Annotated in this window: 13 protein-coding genes and 1 pseudogene; 7 read left to right on the top strand and 7 right to left on the bottom strand. The window is 68.5% G+C overall.

Features of this window, described 5'->3' with window-relative positions; translation table 11 throughout:
* Positions 1–7: 7 nt before the first annotated feature.
* The 5 genes from BDK63_RS09955 to BDK63_RS09975 all read right to left on the bottom strand — a co-directional run bounded on the left by BDK63_RS09955 (position 8) and on the right by BDK63_RS09975 (position 6,094).
* Positions 8–1,702, bottom strand: a complete 1,695-nt coding sequence (locus BDK63_RS09955; RefSeq protein WP_183331420.1) for an ATP-binding protein — start codon at positions 1,700–1,702, stop codon at positions 8–10.
* A gap of 62 nt (positions 1,703–1,764) precedes the next feature.
* Positions 1,765–2,550 (bottom strand): uroporphyrinogen-III C-methyltransferase, encoded by a 786-nt coding sequence (gene cobA / locus BDK63_RS09960; protein WP_221202579.1) that lies wholly within the window; start codon positions 2,548–2,550, stop codon positions 1,765–1,767.
* Positions 2,551–2,776: 226 nt separating this feature from the next.
* Positions 2,777–4,237 carry a sodium-dependent transporter gene (locus BDK63_RS09965; RefSeq protein WP_183331424.1) on the bottom strand — a complete coding sequence of 487 codons (1,461 nt, stop codon included), beginning with the start codon at positions 4,235–4,237 and terminating at the stop codon, positions 2,777–2,779.
* Positions 4,238–4,417: 180 nt separating this feature from the next.
* Positions 4,418–5,521, bottom strand: a complete 1,104-nt coding sequence (hppD, locus tag BDK63_RS09970) for a 4-hydroxyphenylpyruvate dioxygenase (protein ID WP_183331426.1) — start codon at positions 5,519–5,521, stop codon at positions 4,418–4,420.
* 261 nt (positions 5,522–5,782) lie between these two features.
* On the bottom strand, positions 5,783–6,094 hold the full coding sequence (locus tag BDK63_RS09975) for an MTH1187 family thiamine-binding protein (protein ID WP_183331428.1): 312 nt from the start codon (positions 6,092–6,094) through the stop codon (positions 5,783–5,785).
* A 169-nt stretch (positions 6,095–6,263) separates the two neighbouring features.
* On the opposite strand from BDK63_RS09975, the gene cfa reads away from it, so the two are divergent.
* Entirely contained in the window at positions 6,264–7,415 is a 1,152-nt protein-coding gene (cfa, locus tag BDK63_RS09980; RefSeq protein ID WP_183331430.1) for a cyclopropane fatty acyl phospholipid synthase, read from the top strand.
* 251 nt (positions 7,416–7,666) lie between these two features.
* Complete coding sequence (locus BDK63_RS09985; RefSeq protein WP_183331432.1) at positions 7,667–8,581, top strand: GGDEF domain-containing protein; 915 nt, start codon at positions 7,667–7,669, stop codon at positions 8,579–8,581.
* On the opposite strand, the gene BDK63_RS09990 is transcribed toward BDK63_RS09985, so the two are convergent.
* On the bottom strand, positions 8,578–9,246 hold the full coding sequence (locus BDK63_RS09990; protein ID WP_183331434.1) for a dienelactone hydrolase family protein: 669 nt from the start codon (positions 9,244–9,246) through the stop codon (positions 8,578–8,580). The genes BDK63_RS09985 and BDK63_RS09990 overlap by 4 nt on opposite strands.
* Before the next feature lie 153 nt (positions 9,247–9,399).
* Between BDK63_RS09990 and BDK63_RS09995 the strand changes: the two genes are divergently transcribed.
* Positions 9,400–11,370, top strand: coding sequence for a RecQ family ATP-dependent DNA helicase (locus BDK63_RS09995; RefSeq protein WP_221202580.1), 1,971 nt, complete (start codon positions 9,400–9,402; stop codon positions 11,368–11,370).
* On the opposite strand, the gene BDK63_RS10005 is transcribed toward BDK63_RS09995, so the two are convergent.
* On the bottom strand, positions 11,359–13,557 hold the full coding sequence (locus BDK63_RS10005; RefSeq protein ID WP_343065305.1) for a sigma-54-dependent transcriptional regulator: 2,199 nt from the start codon (positions 13,555–13,557) through the stop codon (positions 11,359–11,361). The genes BDK63_RS09995 and BDK63_RS10005 overlap by 12 nt on opposite strands.
* Before the next feature lie 189 nt (positions 13,558–13,746).
* Here BDK63_RS10005 and BDK63_RS10010 point away from each other — a divergent pair, with 189 nt between their 5' ends.
* From BDK63_RS10010 to BDK63_RS10025, 4 genes and pseudogenes are all read left to right on the top strand, one after another.
* On the top strand, positions 13,747–14,085 hold the full coding sequence (locus BDK63_RS10010) for a 4a-hydroxytetrahydrobiopterin dehydratase (RefSeq protein ID WP_183331438.1): 339 nt from the start codon (positions 13,747–13,749) through the stop codon (positions 14,083–14,085).
* Positions 14,086–15,273 (top strand): amino acid aminotransferase, encoded by a 1,188-nt coding sequence (locus BDK63_RS10015; RefSeq protein WP_183331440.1) that lies wholly within the window; start codon positions 14,086–14,088, stop codon positions 15,271–15,273.
* A gap of 213 nt (positions 15,274–15,486) precedes the next feature.
* Positions 15,487–16,008 (top strand): annotated as a pseudogene (locus tag BDK63_RS10020) (NCS2 family permease); the annotation flags it as partial.
* A gap of 72 nt (positions 16,009–16,080) precedes the next feature.
* On the top strand, positions 16,081–16,572 hold the full coding sequence (locus tag BDK63_RS10025) for a transposase (protein ID WP_183331442.1): 492 nt from the start codon (positions 16,081–16,083) through the stop codon (positions 16,570–16,572).
* The last annotated feature ends 93 nt before the right edge of the window (positions 16,573–16,665 follow it).

Below are 16,665 nucleotides of genomic sequence, written 5' to 3' on the forward strand. Positions count from 1 at the left end.
GTCCCGCTCAGGGCTTGCTGGGCAGCGGGGGGCGGCACAGCGAACGGTCGAGCACCACCGTGAAGCAGGCACCGCCCAGCTCGCTCTCCTCCAGGGTGATCGCGCCGCCATGCTCCCGGCAGAGCCGCGCCACCAGCGCCAGGCCGATGCCGCGGTGCTTGCCGGGCTTGGTCGAGAAGCCCTCGGTGAAGATCGCCTCGACGTGCTCGGCCGCTACCCCGGGGCCGTTGTCCTCCACCTCGATCAGCAGCTGTTCGCCGAGGTCGGTGAAGAAGAGCCTTACCCTCGCCCCCTCCCCGTCGTCGCGGCGTTCCTGAAGGGCGGCGTGGCAGGCGTTGTCGAGCAGGTTGCCGATCACCGTCATCAGCACCTCCTGGCCGGTGGCGGTGAGCGGGGTGGAAAGCGAGCTCTGGTCGTCGATCTCCAGCCGCACCCCGAGCTCGCGGGCGCGGGTCAGCTTGCCGAGCAGGGTACCGCTGATCACCGGATCCGCCACGTGGCCCATCAGGAAGCTCATCTGCGCCTGGGCCCGCTCGCTCTCCTGATGGATCAGCGCCAGCGCATCGGCCACGCGGCCGAGCTGCAGCAGGCCCGAGATGGTATAGAGCTTGTTGGAGAACTCGTGGGCCTGGGCGCGCAACATGTCCACGTCGCGGCTGGCGGCGCTGAGCGCATTGGAGAGGTCGACGATCTCGCGACGGCTGCGGAAGGTGGCCACCGCCCCCTCCACCTCGCCGCCGTGCATCACCGGCACCCGGTTGACCACCACCGGGTGATCGCCCAGCCACATCTGCTGGTCGAACTGCTGCTCGCCGCGCTCGAGCACCTCGAGCAGCCGCGAGTTGGGGACCACCTCGTGGATCGGATTCCCCAGCACCTCGCGCTCGGCCGGCAGGTCGAGGAAACGCCGCGCCTGCTGGTTGACCAGGGTGATCGCCCCCTCCCGGTTCACCGCCAGGATGCCCTCGTGGATCGACTGCAGGATGGCCTCCTTCTCCATGGCCAGGCGGGCGATCTCGTGGGGCTCCAGCCCCAGGATCACCCGCTTGAGGTGGCGGGACAAGCCATAGGCGCCGGCGAAGCCCAGCAGGATCATCGCCGCCACGAGCCACCAGCCGAGGCTGGTATGGCGGCCCACGTCCATGGCGACCCGGTCGAGCATGAAGCCCACCGAGACGATGCCGATGATCCTGCCCTCGGCGTCGACCACCGGCGTCTTGCCACGCACCGCCTCGCCCAGCGAGCCCACGGCCTCGGAGACGTAGGACTCCCCGTGCAGCAGGGCACGGTCGTTGTCACCGCCGACCATGGGCAGGCCGAGGCGCTCGGGCAGCGGGTGGGAGTAGCGGATGCCGTCGGTATTGCCCACCACCACGTAGCGCGCCCCGGTCTGGCGACGGATGCGCTCGGCGATGGGCTGGATGGTGGCCGCGGGATCCTCGTCGGCGAAGGCCGCGACCAGTTCAGGAATCGCCGCCACGGACGTCGCCACCGCCAGGGCACGCTCGCCCATCTGGTCGGCGATGATCTCGGCCTTGCGGTGGTTGAGGTAGGCCCCCTGGGCCAGCAGCATGGCGGCCAGCAGCACGCCCACCAGCAGCATCACCTGGAGGCGGAAGCTGCGGGTCAGCCAGTGGCGGCGCGCCCGGGGGCGACGCAGCCGCCTGACCTCGGCGATGGGGTCGGCGGGTCGGGACGGCATGGGGTGGACTCGATGACGAAAGCCCCAGTATCGCACGTCCTCCGGCGGATCGGCATCCGCCCTCAGCCGCGCCGCCCGGTGTCCCAGCCTTCGGCCATGGCACGTTCGGCATCGAACCAGGCCAGGCGATCATGGAGGGCCACCACGCCACCGACGATGATCAGGGTGGGCGGCTGGAGGGTTTCGCCGCCCAGCGCCGCCGGCATCCCGGCCAGGGTGCCGCGGTGCACGCGCTGGCGCGCCGTGCTGCCCTGCTCGATCAGGGCCACCGGGGTGTCGGGCGCGAGCCCATGCGCGACCAGCTGGCGACAGATCTCCGGCAGCCCGTGCAGCCCCATGTAGAAGACCAGCGTCTGGCCGGGGCTGGCCAGGGCGGGCCAGTCCAGGTCGGCGCTGCCGTTCTTGAGGTGGCCGGTGATGAAGCGCACGGACTGGGCGTGGTCACGGTGGGTCAGGGGGATGCCGGCATAGGCCGCACACCCCGAGGCCGCGGTGATGCCGGGGATCACCTCGAAGTCGACCCCCGCCTCGGCCAGGGTCTCGAGCTCCTCGCCACCCCGGCCGAAGATGAAGGGGTCCCCGCCCTTGAGGCGCACCACCCGCTTGCCCGCGCGGGCCCAGTCGACCAGCGCACGGTTGATGTCCTGCTGGGGCAGGCTGTGGTCGGAACGCGCCTTGCCGACATAGAGTCGCCAGGCATCGGGGTTGGCCAGGGCCAGCACCTCCTGGCTCACCAGGCGGTCATGCAGGATCACCTCGGCCGCCTGCAGGCGACGCAGCGCCTTGAGGGTCAGCAGCTCCGGGTCGCCGGGACCGGCCCCCACCAGGCTGACCCGGCCAGGGGGCATGGCCGTCCCCGCTGGCAGATCGCCGGGCCTCTCCCCCCGGCCCGGGTGTCGCTGCGAATCGCGCTGCATATTCCTTAAACCTCAAAAATCACTTTCTCGTTATTCGACAAGGTAATTTAACAGGGGCGCGTTTTCCACTCGCCGCTGGGCACAAGGATATAACGAACACCCGGAACGAGCTCGCCCCCGGCGGCGGGGGCGAGTCGAGGGCATGGCAGCGTGTCGATCAGCCGTGGCGGGGACGCCTCAGGCGCGGGCTGGCCATCTCCCCCGCCAGGGTCAGCACCACCAGGGCGCCCAGCAGCCAGGGCCAGTGCAGGGCGAACTCGACCCGGGCGATGCCCAGCGCGTCGATGAACACCACCAGGATTCCCAGCGGGCTGACATAGCGCACCATGAACAGCCAGAGCGCATACCAGGCCGGTGACAGGCCGAGCTCCTCGCGGAAGATCTCGCTTCTGACCACGAAGCCGGCCAGCAGCGCCATGCCCAGGCCGCCCAGCGGCATCATCCAGCGCGAGGTCAGGTAGTCCAGCCAGTCGAAGGCATGCTTGCCGGCCAGCGTCCAGTCGGCGCCCAGGTTGAAGGAGAGCATGGCCAGGGTGCTGATCAGCCACAGCACGATGCCGGTTCCCCAAGCCGCGGCACGGCGTGTGAACCCCTTGCTGTCGCAGAGCCAGGAGACGGTTGCCTCGACCATGGAGATCGACGAGGTCAGCGCCGCCATGGAGAGCATCACGAAGAACAGGATGCCGAACAGGGTCCCCAGCGGCATCGCCTGGAAGGCCAGCGGCAGGCTCATGAAGATCAGCCCCGGCCCCTCGCCCGGGTCCATGCCGTTGGCGAAGATCACCGGGAAGATCGCCAGGCCGGCCATCAGTGCAACCAGGGTGTCGGCCAGCGCCACGCTCAGGGTGGTGCGGGCGATGGAGGCCCTGGCCGGCAGGTAGCTGCCGTAGGTGAGGATGGCACCGGAGGCCAGCGACAGCGTGAAGAAGGCGTGCCCCAGCGCCGCCAGCATGCCGTCGCTGGAGAGGCTGCCGGCATCGAAGACGAACAGGAAGCGCAGCGCCTCCCCGAAGCCGCCGGAGAAGACGCCGTAGACGATCAGCACCAGCAGCATCACCACCATGCCGGGCATCATCCAGCTGACGCTCTTCTCGATGCCGGCCTGTACCCCCCGGCCGACGATGAACATGGTGGCCAGGGTCACCAGGGTGCTCCAGAAGCCGAGGTTCCAGGGGTTCTCGTTGTTGGCGACGAAGATCGCCACCATGTCGTCCACCCCGCTGCCGGCCAGGCCGCCGGTGAGCATCTTCCACAGGTAGGAGAAGGACCAGCCGGCCACCACCACGTAGAAGGAGAGGATCATGAAGCCGCACAGCATGGCCATCCAGCCCAGCAGCGACCAGGCCGAGGTGCGGCCCGACTCGGTCACCACCCGGCGCACCGCATCGATGGGGCTGCCGCGTCCGCGCCTGCCGAAGGCGATCTCGGTCATCATCACCGGGACCCCGACCGCGAGGATGCAGGCCAGGTAGACCAGCACGAAGGCACCGCCGCCGTACTCGCCGGTCATGTAGGGAAACTTCCAGATGTTGCCGAGCCCCACCGCGGAACCGGTGGCCGCCAGCACGAAGCCCCAGCGGCCCAGCCACTGGGTACGGGATTGTGTGTTCGTTGTCATTTCACACCAGAGGGATCAGGGATGCCTTGCCGTCGCCGACACGAGGTTACGGCGGTGAAAGCCGCCTATTCTGACGGATCCTGTGGCGACTTGGCAGTCAGGCAAGGGATTATTGTTGTGTCTGTCCGGTATCGCAGGGCATCCTGGGAGCCCCTCGCGGGCTCCCGGGACGCCTGTTGATCAGTCGGCCTTGAGCACGCCGCGGCGTATCTGGTCCTCCTCGATGGATTCGAACAGGGCCTTGAAATTCCCCTCGCCGAAGCCGTCATTGCCCTTGCGCTGGATGATCTCGAAGAAGATCGGCCCGATCACCGTCTCGGTGAAGATCTGCAGCAGCACCCCCTCGTCGGGCCCGCCGTCCACCAGCAGGCTCAACTCGCGCAGGTCCTCCAGCCGCTCCTGGTGGTTCGGCACCCGCTGGTCGACCTTCTCGTAGTAGGTGTCCGGCGTGGTCAGGAAGGCGACCCCGTTGGCCTTGAGGGCACGGACCGTGGCGTAGATGTCATCGGTGGCCATGGCGAGGTGCTGAATCCCCTCCCCGTTGTACTCGCGCAGGAATTCGGCGATCTGGGAGGTGTCGTCCGCGGACTCGTTGATCGGGATGTGCATCTTGCCACAGGGCGCCGTCATGGCCCGGGAGTGCAGCCCGGTCATCTTGCCCTCGATATCGAAGTAGCGGTTCTCGCGGAAGTTGGCGATACGGGTATAGAAATCGGCCCATACGTCCATCTGGCCACGGTCGACGTTGTGGGTGAGGTGGTCGAGAACCTTCAGGCCAACGCTGTTGTCCTGCGGCGTGCGCCCCTCGTGGGCCACGAAGTCGATGTCGTAGATCGTGCGACCCTGGTCATCGACCCGGTTGTCGACGAAGTAGAGCAGCGAGCCGCCGATCCCCTTGACCGCCGGGATTCCCACCTCGCCGGGACCGACCGGGTTCTCCACCGGCTCGGCGCCATTGGCGACCGCATGCTCGAAGGCCTGCCGGGCATCGGCTACCCGCCAGGCCATGGCACAGGCGCTGGGGCCGTGCACGCGACCGAACTCGGCGGCGTGGCTGCCCGGTTCGGCGTTGAGCACGAAGTTGACGCCCTCCTGCTGGAACAGGAAGACCTGCTTGGAGCGGTGCCGGCGGGTCTCGGTGAAGCCCATCTGGCGGAAGAGGCGCCGCAGGGCCTCGATGCCTTCGGCGGTCGGCGCGGTGTACTCGACGAACTCGAAGCCATCGGTACCGATGGGGTTGGCCGGTCCCAGGGAGGTGCGAGGCTGGTGTGCGGGAGCATTCATGTCGGGTCTCCAGGGGTTGTTGTTGTGGACGTGTCGTCGCCTGTTGCAACTGTCCTCAGCCTAGGGCCCCGCGGCCGCCTCCGGAACCGCTCTCAAGGCCACCCGGGGCCGCTGCCCCGAGCGCCTCCCCATCCTGGCGTAACGTTTTCCTTACATACCCTCTCCGCCTCAGCGATGTCGCCACGGAAGTGGCAAGAAATCCTGACACCCCGTCACGAAAGCCTGACACAGGATCGCCTCGTCATGCGGCGCCGGAACGCCCTAGGAGGACTCGCCGCCGAGCAGCGCCTCCACGCTGGCCACCTTGTCATCCATGTGCTGCTCCCGGTCGGTGCGGGTGCCGAGCTTGATCGTGGTGGTGATGCGAGGCGCCCCCATCTCGTGCACCACCTCGTGACAGCGCTTGACCACCGCCATCACCTCGTCCCAGGGACCCTCGAGATTGGTGCCGTAGGCGTGCATGCGGTGCTCGAGCCCCGAGGCCCGGATCACCTCCTGGCAGGCGGCGATCTGCGGCGAGACCGAGACGCCCACGCCCAGCGGGACGACGCAGAGATCGATGATGACGTGCATGGCGTTGACTCCTTTGCCGGATGGCAGGTGACGACAGGGGGAGGCATTTCTCCCCGTCTTTTTGGCTGGTCTATGCTCAAGGTTAACCGCGCAGGGGCACCGAGCGTACCCTCCGGCGGCGGCACCAGCCATAGAGGACGCGACAGACCTGCTGGACCAGGAGGACTCCATGACCAGTGACACCCGCATCGGCCCCATCGCCCTGCCCGACACCCGCGCCCGCCATGTCATCCAGCAGCTGCTCGAGGGTTCCGGTGTCGCCCTCAACGGCGACGCCCCCCAGGACCTGCGGATCTACCACCCGGAGTTCTTCTCCCGGGTGCTGCGCCAGGGCACGCTCGGCCTGGGCGAGGCCTACATGGATGGCTGGTGGGAGTGCGAGCGGATCGACGAGATGGCCTGCCGGCTGCTGCGCCACGGCCTCGGCGAGCGTGCCCACACGACCACCGAGCGGCTGAAGTATCGCCTGCAGTCCGGCTTCTTCAACCTGCAGAGCAAGGCGCGCGCCTACATCGTCGGCGAGGCCCATTATGACCTCGGCAATGACCTCTTCGAGCGGATGCTCGACCCCACCATGTGCTACTCCTGCGGCTACTGGAAGCAGGCCGAGACGCTCCACCAGGCGCAGCTGGCCAAGCTGGAGCTCGCCTGCCGCAAGCTCCAGCTCAGCCCTGGCATGCGGGTGCTGGATATCGGCTGCGGCTGGGGAAGCTTCGCCGAGCATGCCGCCCGCCATCACGGCGTCGAGGTGACCGGCATCACCATCTCCCGGGAACAGGCGGAACTCGCCCGGCAGCGCTGCCACGGGCTGCCCGTGGAGATCCGGCTGCAGGACTACCGCGACCTGGAAGGGCACTACGACCGCGTGGTCTCCATCGGCATGTTCGAGCATGTGGGGCACCGCAACTACGCCACCTACTTCCAGACCATCGAGCGGCTCCTCGACGAGACGGGACTCCTCCTGCTGCATACCATCGGCTCCAACAGCTCGGAGATCAGCGCCGACCCCTGGGTGAACAAGTACATCTTCCCCAACGGGGTGCTGCCCTCGGCCATGCACATCGCAAGGGCCAGCGAGGACTTCCTGCTGATGGAGGACTGGCAGAACCTCGGCCCCGACTACGACCCCACCCTGATGGCCTGGCTCGAGAACTTCGACGCCCGCTGGAACGAGGTGGCGGCGAACTACAACGAGCGCACCCGGCGGATGTTCCGCTACTACCTGTCGGTCTGCGCCGGCGCCTTCCGCTCACGGGACCTCCAGCTCTGGCAGGTGGTCTTCTCTCGCGGCCGCCGCGGCCGCTACGACGCCCCGCGCTGATCCCTTCCTTCCCCCACCGAACCGCAACGGCGGATGCATCAGCTCGCATGGCCGCGCGCCCCTGAACGATGCCAGGCCTCAGCCGCCCTTGTCGGCGATGTCCTACACCGCTGGAAGGATATGACTGACGGGTCAGACGGCGTATCATGAAGCGCTTAATAAGGGCAGAAGCCCAGCGCCCGCCGAACAGCCATGGCGGGGGCGAATAACGAGAACAGACCTGTACGCAGCAGGGAACATAGGACACCCGCATGACGTCACGACATGTCATGCCGGGTGGGGGAATGGCAGCCGCCGGCATACCGGCCGAACTGGCCGACCGCCTGCCCGGCGTGATCTTCCAGTTGCACCGTCGTCATGACGGCCACCTGCACTTCCCCTATCTGGCCGGCAGCGGACTCCGCCTGATCGGCATCTCTCCGGAGCGGCTTGCCGAGGATGCCAGGCCCGCCCTCGAACGCCTCGACGACGCCGACTTCCCCCGGCTGATGGCGGCCATCGAGCGTTCCGTCAACGGCATGACCCCCATCGCTACCAAGTTCCGGCTGCGCGTCAAGGGACATGGCGTGAGCTGGATCGCCATGCGGGCCCAGCCCGGCCCGGTCGCGACCGGCGTGCTCTGGCACGGCATGCTGCTCGATGTCTCCGAGCAGGTCGCCGAGGAGGCTCGCCTGCGCCGTCTCTCCGACACCGATGACCTGACCGGCAGCGCCAACCGTCGCAAGCTGATGGACCGGCTGGACGAGGAGATCTCGCTGAGCAACCGGCACGGTACGCCACTGTCGCTGATGATGCTCGACATCGACCACTTCAAGCGGATCAACGACACCCATGGGCACCTGCAGGGCGACGAGGTGCTCAAGTCCCTGGCGGAGACCTGCCGCCAGGCACTGCGCGAGGAGGACCTGGTGGCGCGGCTCGGCGGCGAGGAGTTTGCCCTGCTGCTGCCGCTGACGCCCCAGTCGCGCTGCCATGGCCTCGCCGAGCGGCTTCGTCGGCGCATCGCCCAGCACGACTTCGGGCTCGAGGGCACGCCGGTGACGGTCAGCATCGGCATCGCCGAACATCGGATCGGCGACAGTCGCGACGCCCTGATCGCCCGCGCCGACCTCCACCTCTACGCTGCCAAGCGTGGCGGCAGGAACCGGGTCATCGCCATGGACTAGGAGGCGTCGGGGCGCCCGGCCAGATGCCGTAGGAACCACCTCGCCGCCTTCGCCTCCACCGTCTCCAAAGTGCCGGGCTCCTCGAAGAGGTGCGTGGCACCGGGCACAATCAGCAGTTCGCAGGCGCAGCTCATGCGCGCCATGGCCGCCTCGTTCAGTGTGATCACCTGGCCATCCCGGCCACCCACCAGCAGCAGGGTCGGCGCCCGTACTTCGGGCAGGGCCTCATCGGCCAGATCCGGCCGCCCACCCCGTGAGACCACCGCCCCGACGCGTTCCGGCCGGCGGGCCGCCGCGACCAGCGCCGCCGCCGCGCCGGTGCTGGCGCCGAACAGGCCGATGGGCAGGCCACGGGTGAGTGGCTGCTCCGCCACCCAGTCCACGGCCCCGGTCATGCGGGATCCGATCAGCGGGATATCGAAGCGCAAGGCACGGGTCTGCTCGTCGATCAGGCTCTCCTCCGCCGTCAGCAGGTCGAACAGCAGGGTGGCCAGCCCCTGCTGGGCCAGGTGCAGGGCCACCCGGCGGTTGCGCACGCTGAACCGGCTGCTGCCGCTGCCATGGGCAAACACCACGATACCCGCGGCGGCCTCGGGCAGCAGCAGGTCGCCCTCCAGGCGGACACCGGCGGTAGACACCTCCACGGCATGCTGGACCAGCGACATGGCAGCCCCTCCCGTTGGCACCGGCGGGCGCCGGTGATCTGCTGAAGTGTAGCCAGCCGCGATGACGCCGCGCCAACCCACGGGACAGGGAGCCGCCCGGCGGCTACACTGGACAGCCAACCAGTACCCCAACCCGGCAGGGAGCGCCACGCCATGATCCAGCAGACCCTCCAGCAGGTCTTCGGCTACCCCGATTTCCGCCCCGGCCAGCGCCCCGTGATCGAGGCCGTGGTGGCCGGTCGCTCGGCGGCGGCCATCTTCCCCACCGGTTCGGGCAAGTCGCTCTGCTACCAGCTGCCCGCCCTGCACCTGCCCCACCTGACCCTGGTGATCTCGCCGCTGCTGGCGCTGATGCAGGACCAGCTCGCCTTCCTCGAGCGCCACGGCATCCGCGCCGCCAGCATCGACTCCGGCCAGGGACGCGAGGAGGCTGCGGCGGTCATGGCCGGCGTCGAGCGCGGCGAGATCCGCATCCTGATGATCTCGGTGGAACGCCTCAAGAACGAGCGCTTCCGCGCCTTCATCCGCCGGATCCCCATCTCGCTGATGGTGGTGGACGAGGCCCACTGCATCTCGGAATGGGGCCACAACTTCCGCCCGGACTACCTGAAGTTGCCCGACTACCAGCGCGAGTTCGGCATCCCCCAGGCGCTGCTGCTCACCGCCACGGCCACCCCAAGGGTGATCGAGGACATGCGCCGCCGCTTCGCGATCGCGGCCGCCGATGTCACCGCCACCGGCTTCTACCGGGAGAACCTCGACCTGACGGTGGCGCCGGTGGCCGCCGATGCCCGCCCCCGCGCCCTGGCCGCCTGGCTCAAGCCGCGCCAGGCGAACGCCCCCTCCCCCACCATCGTCTACGTCACCCTGCAGCAGACCGCCGAGCGCCTCGCCGCCTATCTTAGCAAGGCCGGCATCAGCGCCACGGCCTACCACGCCGGGCTCGAGGCCGGCAGGCGCGAGGCGATCCAGCGCGACTTCATGGCCGGGGAGACCTCCTGCATCGTCGCCACCATCGCCTTCGGCATGGGCATCGACAAGGCCGATATCCGCGCCGTGGTGCACTTCGACCTGCCCAAGTCCATCGAGAACTACAGCCAGGAGATCGGCCGGGCGGGCCGCGACGGCCGGCCCTCGGAGTGCCTGATGCTGGCCGGGCGCGACACCCTCGGCGTGCTGGAGACCTTCGTCTACGGCGACACCCCGGAGCGCCACGGCATCCGCCGGGTGATCGACGAGCTGCGCGCCGCCGGGTCGCGCTGGGAGCTGCTGCTCACGCCGCTCTCCCAGCACGCCAACATCCGGCCCCTGCCGCTCAAGACCCTGCTGGTGCAGCTGGAGCTGCGCGGCATCATCCAGCCTCGCCACGCCTACTTCGCCGACTATCGCTTCAAGCTGCTCGAGGAGCCGGAGGCCCTGGTGGCCCGCTTCCAGGGCGAGCGCCGGACCTTCGTCCAGGCGATCCTCGACGCCGCCACCCGGGCTCGCACCTGGCACGAGCTGGATTTCGCCGCGCTGGAGGCCCTGGGCCGGGAGCGCGGCCTCGATACCGCACGCGCCAGGGTGATCACTGCCCTGGACTACTTCGTCGACAAGGGCTGGATGGAACTGCAGAGTCGGCAACTCACCGAGGTCTACGAGGTCATGTCGGCCGACGTCGACCCCGAGGCGCTGACCGACGAGCTCCACGGCTATTTTCGCGACAAGGAGGCGGCGGAGATCGCCCGGCTGCACGCCATGCTCGAGCTCTTCGAGAGTGACCGCTGCCTGAGTCGCCGCCTGGCCGAGTGGTTCGGCGACGACCGAGCCCCCGAGCAGTGCGGGCACTGTTCCGCCTGTCGCGGCCAGGCCGCACGGCTGCCGTCGGGGCCGGCCCTGCCCTCGCTGGAAGACCGCCACCCGGACGAACTGGTCGGCGACCTCAGGACGCGCCTGGCCACCCAGGGCGAGGGACACCCCGAGACCCCGGACCTGCTGGCCCGCTTCCTGTGCGGCATCACCACGCCGCTGTTCACCCGCCTCAAGGCGCGGCAGCTGCCGGGCTTCGCGGCCCTGGAGGGCTACCCCTATGCCGAGGTCCGCGAGTGGCTGGCAGCGCATGGCGCGAACTCGTCAACGCAGTAGGCCCCGGCGCTGCAGCCGGCGCATCAGCAGGTGCACGGGCAGGTAGAGCAGCACGGGCCAGAGGCCCATCAGCGCGACCAGGTAGAGCAGCGGGTCCAGCAGCGTCTGTGGCTCGCTGCCGAAGGGGCCCTGCACCCAGTTGATGTTGCGCTGGGGGTCGGTCAACAGGAAGCTCGCCGGCACCACCAGCCAGGTCAGCCCGGCCTGGCAGGCCAGCGCCCGCCGGTCATAGCCCAGCCGCCACACCGCAAGCCCCGCCACCGGTGGCAGGATCAGGTGATAGAGGGACAGCAACCGGGTCAGCAGCGGCTGGCCCGCATCGAACATGTACTCGGTGCCACCGATGGGGTGCCAGCCGGTCAGGGCCGCCGTGCCCACGTCCAGCGCCCACAGCGTCCCGACCACGGCCACCGCCAGCCACTGCATGGAGAGCAGCAGGCGGCTCTCCCGCCACAGGCCGACCAGCAGCAGGAAGTTGGCCAGGTTGCACAGCCAGAAGTAGTTCTGGGGCCCCAGCAGGAGCCAGAAGGTGGGCGCCCAGGCGACGATCCAGCCGGTGAAGGCAAGCTTGAGCCAGAGGGGCAGGGCCGCGGATGGCAGGCCTTCCCGGGACAGGCGCTGCTTCACGCTCCCTCCCCGCCGATCCCGTGGCGCCTCAGCTTGTTGGCAATGGTGGTATGGGAGACCCCCAGTCGCCGGGCGAGCTGGCGACTCGAGGGGGTGCTGCGGATAGAGCGACTCGAGCACCCGCCGCTCCACCTCGCCGAGGATCTCGGCCAGCGACCCCTCGAGGGGGAGGCCGGCCAGGCACGCGGCCTCACCGGCATCGGGCAGGCGCAGGTGCCCGGGGTCGATGACCCCGCCCTCGCACAGCGAGACGGCCTGGAAGAGCACGTTCTCCAGCTGGCGGACATTGCCCGGCCAGGAGTAGGCGCCCAGTCGAGCCAGGGCCGCGCCCGAGAGGGCCGGCAGCTCGCAGCCGATCTGGCGAGCCGCACGATCGACGAAGTGCTCGGCCAGGGCGGGGATGCCGTCGCGGCAATCCCGCAGCGGCGGCACCATCAGGGAGAGGACGTTGAGGCGATGGAAGAGATCCTGGCGGAAGCGCCCCTCGGCACACAGCCGCGGCAGGTCCTGCTGGGTCGCGCAGATCACGCGCACGTCGAGCCACGTCTCCTCGTCGCTGCCCACCCGCCGGAAGCCGCCATCCTGCAGGAAGCGCAGCAGCTTGACCTGCAGCCGCGGGCTCATCTCGCCCACCTCGTCGAGGAAGATGGTGCCCCCGGCGGTCAGCTCCAGCAGGCCGAGCTTGCCCTCGGGGCGGGCTCCCTCGAAGGCCCCGGGCGCGTAGCCGAACAGCTCGGTCTCGGCCATGGATTCCGGCAGCCCGGCACAGTTGAGCGCCATGAAGGGGGCCTGCCCCCGCGGACTCGCCAGGTGGCAGGCCCGCGCCAGCAGCTCCTTGCCCGTGCCGGTCTCGCCCTGGATCAGCAGGGGCGCATCCAGGGGAGCCATGCGCCGGGCCTCGCGGGTCAGGGCCTCGAGCGCGGGACTGGCCTGAAAGATCGCCTCGAAGCCGCGCAGCTCTTGGCGCTGCACCTGGTAGATTCGCTCACCGATGCGCTCGGCCTGATGCAGGGTCACCACGGCCCCGGCCAGCGAGGCCACATCGTCCTGGTGCTCGCGGTGCAGCGGGGCGATATCGGCCAGGAAGGTGCGCTCGCGCAGGCGCAGCCGCAGGCCGTTGACCCGGGCATTGTGCCGCCGGATCAGCGCCGGCAGGTCGAGGTCGGGCAGGTAGCGGTCCAGGGAGAGGCCCGGCACCTCGTCGACTCGCACGCCGAGCAGCTGCCCGGCCGCGCGGTTGGCCGCCACCACATGCCCCTCCATGTCGATGGACATCACCGGATCGGTCAGCGAGGAGAGCAGGGCATCGAGCTCCAGGTGGCGCCGTTCGCTGGGCATCAGGTTGACCCGACGCACGCCGAACACCCCGGGTACCGACTCGAGCTCGGGTTTCAGCGTGGCCAGCTGGGCATGCAGCAGGTGGGGCACATGCAGGTAGATGGCGTTACCGTGCTCACCGCCCACCTCGCCCCGGGCCACATTGAGGCCATAGTGGGCGAAGTGGGCGACGATATCGCGCAGGATGCCGATGCGATTCTGGCAGTGAAACCTCAGGCGCATGATAGGTGTCTCTTGGGGCACGGCGGCCAGGGAAGTGGCAGTGTGCCGCCATGGCTCGACCGTCAAGATAACGTGACACCCCGGGCGACTCAATGCCGCCCTTGCCGGCTTGACGCTGCCGATTCCCTGCACGACCTTTCGAGGCAGGAGTTACCGAGCCTTCCTTCATGACAACAGCCAGGAGGTATCATGAGCCAACTCAGCGAACTGCAGTGCGAGGCCTGCCGCGTCGATGCCCCGACGGTCACCGACGACGAGATCGCCGAGTACCGCCAGCAGGTGCCCGAGTGGCAGATCGTCGAGCGCGATGGCATCATGCAGCTTGAACGAACCTTCACGTTCAAGGATTTCGTGCAGGCCCTGGATTTCACCATCCGTGTCGGCGAGATCGCCGAACGGGCAGACCACCATCCCGCGATCCTCACCGAGTACGGCAAGGTGACCGTGACCTGGTGGTCCCACAAGATCAAGGGGCTGCACAGGAACGACTTCATTCTTGCCGCCAGAACCGACGAGGTAGCGAAATAAATGTTCGAACACATTGAGCGGGTTCCCGGGGACGCCATCCTCGGTCTGATCGAGGCCTTCAAGAAGGACACCAACCCCCAGAAGGTCGATCTCGGCGTCGGCGTCTACAAGGACGCCCAGGGCAACACCCCGGTGATGCGCGCCGTCAAGGAAGCCGAGGCCCTGCTGCTCAAGAACGAGACCACCAAGACCTATATCGGCTCCCACGGGGCACCGGAGTATGGCGCGGTGGTCCTGCCCATGGTGCTGGGCGAGGGCTCGCCGGTGCTCGAGGCCGGCCGCGCCAGCGCCACCCAGTCCCCCGGGGGCACCGGCGCCCTGCGCCTGGCGGCGGACTTCATCGCCAAGGAGCTGCCCGGCAAGGGTATCTGGGTCTCCGACCCGACCTGGCCGAACCACCACGGCATCTTCACCGCCGCGGGCATCGAACTGCACAAGTACCCCTACGTGGACGCCGAGAACCGCCTCGACTTCGACGGCATGCTGGCCGCCCTGAAGCAGATCCCCGAGGGGCACGTGGTGGTGCTGCACGCCTGCTGCCACAACCCCACCGGCTTCGACCTCTCCCGGGCGCAGTGGCAGTCGGTCCTCGAGGTGCTGCGCGAGCGCAACCTGCTGCCGCTGGTGGACTTCGCCTACCAGGGCTTCGGCGAGGGCCTCGACGAGGACGCCTACGCGGTGCGCCTGCTGGCCGAGAGCCTCGACGAGGTGATCATCACCAGCTCCTGCTCGAAGAACTTCGGCATCTACTGCGAGCGCACCGGCTGCCTGATCATGGTGGCGAAGAACGCCGAGCAGATGGAGAACGTGCGCTCCCAGATCGCCATCGTGGCCCGCGAGAACTACTCCAACCCGCCGGCCCATGGCGGCGCCATCGTCAGCGAGATCCTGCACTCCGCTGAGCTGTCCGCGCTGTGGCGCGAGGAGCTCACCGAGATGCGCGATCGCATCAACACCCTGCGTCGCGACTTCGTCGAGGCCCTCAAGCCCTACGGCCTGGACCAGAAATATGCGCACATCGCCGAGCAGCGCGGCATGTTCAGCTACACCGGCCTGACGCCGGAGCAGGTCGACCGCCTGCGCGACGAATTCGGCATCTACATGGTGCGCTCCGGCCGCGCCAACGTGGCCGGCTTCTCCCACGAGAACCTTCCCTACCTGGCCAAGGCCGTCGCCGCGGTCAACTGATCGCAGCGCACCGCCAGCCATGTCGACGCCCGGGCCCTGCCCGGGCGTCTTCGTTTCGGGTAGAATGCTGGCCGTTTTTTCGCTGCATCAGCCGCCGGGGACACGGGCGCCCCGGGCCACCTCCAGGCAGCGCCGGTCTTGACCGATCAGTCAGATCACATACAGACTGACACCTGCCTTGTACACAATCACCCCAACAGCAAGAGGCTCCCCATGGCGGCATCCCCTGTCGGCACCCCGGTACACTACCCCTGGTACAGGAAGGAGGACACCGACGCCTTCTTCGCGCTGTTCCAGAACAACATCGCCAACTTCGTCATCATCGCCATCACCATGCTCGGCATGGGCTTCCCGGCCTCCATCGTCTTCGGCCAGGTGCTGCCCGGCGCCGCGGTGGCGGTGATGGTGGGCAATTTCTATTACGCCTGGAGCGCGGCGCGGCTGGCCCGCAAGGAGAACCGCGCCGACGTCACCGCCCTCTCCTACGGCATCTCCACCCCGGTGATGTTCGTCTTCCTGTTCGGCGTGCTGCTGCCCGCCAAGCAGCTGACCGGCGACGCCGACCTGGCCTGGAAGGTGGCGGTGGCCGCCTGCTTCATCAGCGGCGCCATCGAGGCGGCGATCAGCCTGATCGGCCGCTGGGTGCAGTACCACCTGCCGCGAGCCGCCATGCTGGGTGCAGTCGCTGGCGTGGCGCTGACCTTCATCGCCGGCGAGATGCTGTTCAAGACCCTCCCCCACTGTCAAGCTAGTTGGAGCCTCAGCGGCTGTTAGACTCTGAACGATGTGGGGCGTGACGAGGTTCCGATGAAGTACTCCGACGAGCGCCGGGAAGCCATCCTCAAGAAGCTGCTCCCGCCGCATAACCGCACGGTGGCTGAGGTGGCCCAGGAAGAAGGCATCTCCGCGGCAACGCTGTACACCTGGCGCAAGAAGGCTCGGCAAGCAGGCCGCCTCCTGCCGGACCAGAGTGATGATCCCGAGGGCTGGAGCTCGCAGGACAAGTTCCACGCCGTACTGGAAACGGCAGCCCTCAGCGAGGCCGAGCGTGCCGAGTACTGCCGGCAGCGGGGCCTCTATCCCGAGCAGATCCAGCGCTGGCGGGCGAGCTGCGAAGGTGCCAACGACCGGAGCGATGCCGCTTCGAAGCAGCAGAGTGAAGCCCGCAAGGCGGAGCGCCAGGAGAACAAGAAGCTCAAACGTGAGCTCCGCCGCAAGGAGGCTGCTCTCGCGGAAACCGCTGCGCTGCTGGCGTTGAGAAAAAAGGCCCGAGCGATCTGGGGGGACGAGGACGAATGATCAGCACTTCAGATCGCCAGGACGCCGTACAGCTGATCGATGAAGCCCGCGCCGCAGGGGCCCGCCTGCAGGCTGCCTGTGCAGAGCTCGGCA

It is taken from the genome of Halomonas campaniensis (genome assembly GCF_014193375.1).
GTDB classification, from domain to species: Bacteria; Pseudomonadota; Gammaproteobacteria; order Pseudomonadales; family Halomonadaceae; genus Halomonas; species Halomonas campaniensis.